Source organism: Flavobacterium sp., from assembly GCF_031411595.1.
Classification (GTDB): domain Bacteria; phylum Bacteroidota; class Bacteroidia; order Flavobacteriales; family Flavobacteriaceae; genus Flavobacterium.
Genome location: NZ_JANOBI010000053.1, coordinates 56,018 through 63,707, shown reverse-complemented (window position 1 = coordinate 63,707; position 7,690 = coordinate 56,018). Strand labels below are relative to the sequence as shown.

Annotated in this window: 6 protein-coding genes; 4 read left to right on the top strand and 2 right to left on the bottom strand. The window is 36.3% G+C overall.

Translation table 11 applies throughout. The features are described 5' to 3' along the window. Nucleotides 1–52 precede the first annotated feature (52 nt). From RMO03_RS12670 to RMO03_RS12655, 4 genes are all read left to right on the top strand, one after another. Nucleotides 53–1,381 (top strand): HAMP domain-containing sensor histidine kinase, encoded by a 1,329-nt coding sequence (locus tag RMO03_RS12670; RefSeq protein WP_309642471.1) that lies wholly within the window; start codon nucleotides 53–55, stop codon nucleotides 1,379–1,381. A gap of 107 nt (nucleotides 1,382–1,488) precedes the next feature. After that, nucleotides 1,489–1,674: a hypothetical protein gene (locus tag RMO03_RS12665; protein WP_309642470.1), complete on the top strand. Its 186-nt coding sequence runs from the start codon at nucleotides 1,489–1,491 to the stop codon at nucleotides 1,672–1,674. Between the two features lie 386 nt (nucleotides 1,675–2,060). Further along, nucleotides 2,061–3,293, top strand: a complete 1,233-nt coding sequence (locus tag RMO03_RS12660) for a metallophosphoesterase (RefSeq protein WP_309642469.1) — start codon at nucleotides 2,061–2,063, stop codon at nucleotides 3,291–3,293. A 72-nt stretch (nucleotides 3,294–3,365) separates the two neighbouring features. Continuing rightward, nucleotides 3,366–3,662, top strand: a complete 297-nt coding sequence (locus tag RMO03_RS12655; RefSeq protein ID WP_091143626.1) for a co-chaperone YbbN — start codon at nucleotides 3,366–3,368, stop codon at nucleotides 3,660–3,662. Here the strand turns inward: RMO03_RS12655 and RMO03_RS12650 are convergent. Further along, the gene (locus RMO03_RS12650; RefSeq protein ID WP_309642468.1) at nucleotides 3,659–4,333 is read right to left on the bottom strand and encodes a polysaccharide deacetylase family protein; all 675 of its coding nucleotides are present in this window, start codon (nucleotides 4,331–4,333) and stop codon (nucleotides 3,659–3,661) included. The genes RMO03_RS12655 and RMO03_RS12650 overlap by 4 nt on opposite strands. 69 nt (nucleotides 4,334–4,402) lie before the next feature. Further along, nucleotides 4,403–7,627 (bottom strand): protein O-mannosyl-transferase family, encoded by a 3,225-nt coding sequence (locus RMO03_RS12645; RefSeq protein WP_309642467.1) that lies wholly within the window; start codon nucleotides 7,625–7,627, stop codon nucleotides 4,403–4,405. Nucleotides 7,628–7,690 lie beyond the last annotated feature (63 nt).

The following is a 7,690-nucleotide window of genomic DNA, read 5'->3' as shown; positions in this document are numbered from 1 at the left end:
TTTGAAACCGTTCGCAATGTTGGTTATCGCATTAATGATTAATTGAATTACGATGAAAATCAAACACCAACTCGCCATTTTCAACGCACTGACTCGATTGTTGGTGGTTTTGATTTTGTGGATGCTGTTGCCGGTTTTGATTGAAAAAGTGGTCTACAAACACATCAATAAAGGGTTGATTGAAAAGAAGCAAAAGTTCATAGAACATCTTGATAAAGAAGAAATCAATGATTTTGTAATTCGAAAAGATTCTTCGGAAACCTATGCGAGTTTTTCTACGTTGCACAATGAGTTTTTGCAGTTGTCGCGCTTGCCTCAAAATAAAATAAATCCCAAAACGATTTTTATTACCGAACCTCGAATTATCGAAGAAGAGCAAAACGATTACCGCATTTTACAATACCAATTTGTGTATGAAAATGAAGCGTATCAACTCGAAATAGGCAGCAGTTTAAGTGAAATTGAAGATTTAACTTTTGCGATACGCTTGTTTTTCCTTGTGGTTTTGTTGATTATTTTGATTGTGACTTTCCTCATGGACACCGTATTCATCGAGTATTTATTAAAACCTTTTTATAAAATTATCGATACTAAAATTCGGCGGGTCAACGAACCTGAAACTTTTGATCATACACCCATCAATTCCCATTCGGCAGATTTTCAAGAATTGGATCATGTGTTGAATCAGATGATGGATCGCATCAGCGAATTGTTTAAAAAAGAAAAGCAATTTATAGCGAATGTTTCTCATGAACTGCTGACGCCAATTGCACTATTAAAAAACAAATTTGAAAACTTATTGCAGAACGAATCATTGAATGAGGAAGCCATCGATAAAATTGCCGGAGCACTCAAAACCCTAGACATGCTCAAGAAAGTGATTGGAAATTTGTTATTGATTTCAAGAATAGAAAACCACCAATACGAAGCCAACGAATCTATCGATTGCTATCAAATCATTTCCGATTTGGCAGTAGATTTAGAAGATCGTATCGAAGCCAAATCATTACAATTCTCGAATGACATGCAGCATCATTTCTATTTTAAAGGCAATGCTACTTTGTTGCACATTCTGCTTTATAATTTGATAGTAAATGCGATTAAATACAATAAAGAAAACGGAACAATAACGCTATGTGACGAATTGAATTCACAGCACTACAAACTAAGCATTACCGATACCGGAATCGGCATGGATGAAAATCAATTGGCGAAAATTTTCAAACGGTTTGCGCGAATCAATGAAGACAAAGAAGGTCATGGTTTGGGTTTGGCTATTGTGGATAGTATTGCACATTTTCATCATATTGATATTGAAGTTACTTCAAAACCTGAAGTCGGAACCACTTTTGTACTGGTGTTTCCGTTGGCTAAAACTTAATTTGAAGTTAAATTTTACAGCTGGGTTCATTCTTCATGTAATCTTCATTTAGCGGTAGTAGTTTTGGGTCAGTTAATAATAAATTAAACAATTTAAATTAAAAGATCATGAAAAAAGTATTGTTATTGGTGGCTTTGTTTTTAGGAACAACGGTTATGGTAAACGCTCAAACTGAACCAGCTAAAGCCGCTCCGGCTAAAGAAGTAAAAGCTAAAAAAATGAAAAAAGCTAAAGCTGAGAAAAAAGAAGAAGCTCCAGCAGCAGCAGCGGCTCCCGCTAAAGCAAAAAAATAAAGCAACTTCCCTGATTTTGCTAACATGAACTGGGATAGTTTTACAAAACGTTAGCCAAATAGGATTGTTTGATTGGGAAAAAGAGGTGAAGTGATTCACCTCTTTTTTATTTTTAAAACCAAATTTTAAAAATCTTCGTAACTGTTTTATACAACCAATAAAACAAAAACGATGAGCCGAATAATCAACTTTAGAATCGTATTCTTTATCGCCATTGTCCTAACCGTTTTAGGACTTAATATTTATAATATTTTCTGGAATTAGTTTTAATTCTTTGTCAATATTTTCTATAAAGAATATCGGAAAAATCAGGAAGTTAAAATTTTAATAATGAAAGAACAGAATCGTTTTGTTTCTTTGTTAATTTGTGTAAAATTTTTCAAAAAATGCTCTTCCGCCTTTTAATTCTTTGCACCATACTTTTTATCATCGAGTTGTATGCTTTTCAAGCATTCAAAACACTCATAAAACCAAGATGGATATTGACATCTTATCAATTGATAAGCCTTGCAGCCTTTGTTTTTATCGTATATTCTTTTACACAATTTGATCGTTCTGTCGGACAAACCAAACAGACTTTGTTTACGATGGGTTTGTTGCTTTTGGTTTACGTTCCTAAAATCATTGTGACTGTTGTAATGCTGGGAGAAGATTTATACCGCATCATTATGGGCTCGGTATATTATTTCATTGATAATGGCAACGACAACTTTTTGCCTTCAAGAAGGAAATTCGTGAGTCAATTGGGATTGGGATTGGCTGCGATTCCGTTTTTGTCGCTGATTTACGGAATGACTTTGGGCAAATACAATTACAAAGTCATCAAGCAACGCATTTTTTTTCCGGATCTGCCTGATGCCTTTGATGGTTTTACAATTACTCACATTTCGGATGTACACAGCGGTAGTTTCGACAATCCTGAGAAAATCAATTATGCGATTGATTTGATTAATGAACAGGAAGCCGATATGATTTTATTTACTGGCGATATTGTGAATACGCACGCCAAAGAAATGCATCCGTGGATTGATGTTTTCAAAAGAATCAAGCATTATGAATACGGGAAATATTCTGTTCTCGGCAATCACGATTATGGTGAATATGTTGATTGGCCATCGCAGCAAGCCAAAGAAAAAAACTTTGAGGATATTAAAAATTTGTATGGGGAAATCAATTTCAATTTGTTGCTCAATGAGCATACATTCATCGAAAAAGGCAACGACAGAATTGCTTTGGTTGGCGTTGAGAATTGGGGAAAAAATTTCAAACAAGCAGGCGATTTAAACAAAGCAGCGCAACATTTGAGCAAAGATGATTTTAAAATTTTAATGAGCCACGACCCGAGCCATTGGGAATACGAAGTCAAAAAACACGACAAGAATTTCCATCTGACTTTATCAGGACATACACACGGCATGCAATTCGGGATTGAAATTCCTGGTTATTTCAAATGGAGTTTGGCGCAATATGTATACAAACAATGGGCTGGATTGTATGAAGAATTCGGCAGGTATGTGTATGTCAATCGAGGCTTTGGTTTTCATGCCTATCCCGGAAGAGTTGGTATTATGCCCGAAATAACGGTAATTCAACTAAAAAAAGGGGAAAAATTAGCATAATTCGTTTAAAACGCTACTTTTGTAATGTAATATCTTAATTACAAGCGATTAGAAATTAAAATTTTTGCTTTTATGTCAAAATTTGGAGAACTTATCAATGCCCAAGTTCCTGTGCTAATAGATTTTTACACAGAATGGAACGAGTCATCTGTATCGATGCATCCGGTGATTCGCGATGTCGCTGCAGCTTTGGGCGATAAAGCTAAAGTGATAAAAATTGATGTCGATAAAAATCAAGAATTGGCAGACGCCTTACGGATTAAAGGTTTACCAACTTTAATGATTTATAAAGAAGGCCAAATGATTTGGAGACAATCCGGAGAATTAGACGCCAATACGATTATCGGTTTGGTTCAAGAACAAATCTAAACGATTTCCTCACACTTATATTGATTGTCTTTTAAGAACTGCAAGGTTCTCGGCAAAGCATACTCGAGATTTTTGAAAGCTTTGACACTGTCGTGAAAAACGATGATGCTCCCAGATTCTATATTTTTGAGTACATTTTTCAAACATTTTTCCGGATTTACTGTTGCATCGAAATCGGCACTCAACACATCCCACATGATGATTTTGTATCCGGAATCTAAAAGCGGTTTGGCTTGTGATTTCTTGATTTTTCCATAAGGCGGACGAAAGAGTTTTGAGTTTTGAGTTTTGAATTTTGACCCGAGCTTTTGCGAACTGGCGTAGCAATTTTGAATGATTGCTTCGTCACAGGAATGAACGTTTTCAATATAGTTTGGCGTTTTTGTTTTCCAGCCATTGTAATGATTGAAAGTATGATTGCCAATCGTATGTCCGTTTTGAAGTATCGAATTGAAGATTTCCGGATGTTTTTGAATGTTGTCACCAATGCAAAAAAAAGTCGCTTTGGCATTAAATTCTTTCAGTTGATCTAAAACCCAAGGCGTAATTTCCGGAGTCGGACCATCATCAAAAGTCAAATACACTTTTTTCTCCACAGTCGGAATATCCCAAACATAATCTGAGAAAACACGCTTGATGAGCCGATTTGTTTTAATCCAATACCAATTCATTATACTGTGTAAAACAAAAAAGTAGCACATTCACATCACTACTTTTTAATTATCAATTATCCTTATCCATTATTCATTGTCTCTTCCAAAACGTTCAAACATTTTGTTATAAGAATTGAATATCGGTTTGTTCTTATTGTAAAAAGCAATGTCGCCACGGTCTTTCATAACTTCAAGCAAACCTCTGTAGCGTTCGATATCAGTAATAATATCAATCACCAAATCGCTTTGTTCGGAAGCTTTCAAACCTTTATAAAACGTCAGATTTTCTTTGTATTTGGTCATCAATGCTTCCAACAATTGACGTGCTTTTTGCTTTTCACCAATTTCATAATAACCACCGGCAAACGGATCGAGTAGGGAATAATAACCATATTCTTGTACCGGCATTTTTTCCATAGCCAAATCGATTATTTTTTTGGCTTTGTCTTTCTTGCCTTCGTTGATGAGTTGTTCCATCAAACGCGCCATATTGGTTCTGTATGAAATACTGTTTTTTCTGGTTTCCGGATCGTGATAAATGCTTTTCAAGTCGCCGTTGCCCCAATCCCATTTCATGACAATGTTATACATTTTATCGCTGTCGATTTGGCCCATGTCTAATGGACTTCCATCTTTAGGAATTGCAGTTCGAATCGGAACCAGTTTATACACCATACCGTCGAGTTGAAGGTAATCTTTCATCCAAAGGTAATCGTCGTCGCCAAAACTTCCACCGGTGAAATAAATCGGACGTTTCCAGTTGTTATTGGCAACAACATCCAGCATCATCAAACGATTTTTATACAAAGCTTGATCTTTGATTTCAATATCAATATAAGGAACGATAGAATCATTTTGTAAAGGATTCACGACTCTGTTTTGAATGATGATATTTTTATCAATAGGAATGCGTACTTTATTGGTCGGATAAAAATGAATTTTTTGTCCGTTAGACATTTCAATAAGCGTTCTTGGATCATCACTGGCTATAAAATGAATCAAGTCTTTGATGTTCCAGCGGCTTTCTGTTTTGGCATTGTGAACAGCGTAATCTAATTTATCTCCAACATATTGATCATGTGTGAATGAAATTGGCAAACCATCAGATTCGTAGGTTTTCATTTTCATTTGATCAATATACCAATCGGTCATGAAAAGACTCGTGTTGACAATTTTGATGTCGGTTCTGATGTGCTCAATCTCTTGCGCATACCAAAGCGGGAAGGTGTCGTTATCGCCGATGGTGAATAAAATGGCGTTGGGTTCACACGAATTTAAATACGCTTTCGCCATCGCAATAGCAGTATATTTTTGAGAACGGTCATGGTCGTCCCAGTTTTGAGACGCCATCAGCACGGGAGTGACAAGCAAAGACCCAGCAATAATAATTGGTCCAGCAATTTTGGGTTGAAGATGAGCTTTGGCGGATTCATAAAGAGAATATACTCCGAACCCAATCCAAATGGCGAATACATAGAAAGAACCTACTAAGGCATAATCACGTTCGCGAGGCTCAAAAGGGCGTTCGTTGAGGTAGATTTTCAAGGCTAAACCAGTAAAGAGGAAAAGTGCCAGTAATACGTAGAAGCTTTTCAAATCTTTTTTCGCGTGGTACATCAAGCCTATGATTCCAAGTATAAATGGAATAAAATAATAAACATTTCGTCCTTTATTATTTAATGCATCCGTTGGAAGATTTGCTTGTGAGCCTAAATGAAGTTCATCAATAAACGGAATTCCGCTAAGCCAATTGCCGTCGAGATTGTCATATTTTCCTTGAATGTCGTTTTGTCTTCCGGTGAAATTCCACATCAAATAACGCCAATACATATAACCGAATTGGTATTCAAACATAAAGCTAAGGTTGTCAATTGCAGAAGGTTTTTCGATAATCAAATAATCGCCATAACTTTTTAAGAAAGAAATATAACCATCAGTGTCGATTTGTTTTTGGGCATATGCTTTTCTAAATTCTGCAATGATATCGACCAATTCTTTTTCTTCAGAATACTCGGGTTTGATTTTAAATTCGGGCACATGACTAAAATTGATATAGTTTTCGATATGCTCCGTACTCCACATTCTCGGAAGAATGGCTTTGTGCGCATCACTACTGTTTTGCTCCGCATTTTTGAAGTTGTTGGTAATGATGTATTTTTTGGTTTTATAATCTCTTTCGTAGTTAGGCGCTTTGTCTAAATAGGGTGTTTCTTCATCGAGTCCGGCGAATGAATCTGTATACTGAGGGCCGTAGAATAAGGGGTTTATACCGTATTGTTCTCTGTTGTAATACGCTAAAACTTCAGCGGCATCAGAAGGTTTGTTTTCATTAATAACGGTATTGGCATTGGCGCGAATCGGCAACATCATCCAGGTGGAAAATCCAATTAAGATGAATAAGATACAAAGGATAATGGTGTTGTAGAACACGAGTCCTTTTTGTTTGGTATAGCGCAATCCAAAATAAAAGAAAGCTGCAAATAATAGCGCGACGAATATCGTTCCTGAATCGAATGGTAGTCCAAATTCATTGACCATAAAAATTTCCGTCTTTCCGAAAAAAGCCATTGTCCAAGGTAAAAGCGACTTATAGATGAAAAGAAAAATCGCTACCACAATAAGATTCGCAATGATAAAATTCTTGACGGTTACGGTTTTGTAATGTTTGAAGAAATACATCAATCCAATCGAAGGAATGGTCAATAAAGCCATGAAGTGAACGCCGAATGAAAGTCCGATTACGAGACTGATGATCAATAACCATTTGTTTCCTCTTGCGGTGTGCATGTCTTGTTCCCAACGCAATCCGAGCCAAAATAATAATGATATAAATAAGGTTGCCATTGCATAAACTTCGGCTTCAACAGCATTAAACCAGAAGCTGTCTGAAAAAGTAAAAGCCAAAGCGCCTACGAACGAACTTCCAAGAATGACAATCGCATTGCTATTAGTCAATTGAGTATCTTCTCCTTTCGCTTCAGCGGAAAACCCTGTGATTTTTCTCATCACAATGGTTGATGACCAGAAAAGGAATAAAATGGTAAAGGCACTTGAAAAAACCGACATCATATTGACCATCAACGCCACGTGTTTGGCATTGGTTGCAAACATCGCGAAAAAGGCACCAATCATTTGGAATAATGGTGCTCCGGGTGGATGACCAACTTCTAATTTTGCGGCGGTTGCTATATATTCGCCACAATCCCAAAAACTCATAGTGGGTTCGACGGTAAGCGTATATGTTGTTAATGCAATAGCGAAAGCCAGCCAGCCTATAATGGTATTCCATTTTTTAAAGTTCAATGTCGTCATACAGAATCGATATGGTTTTTTTAAGTGATACAAAGAAACTATTTTTTTATGTAAAGAAAGTTG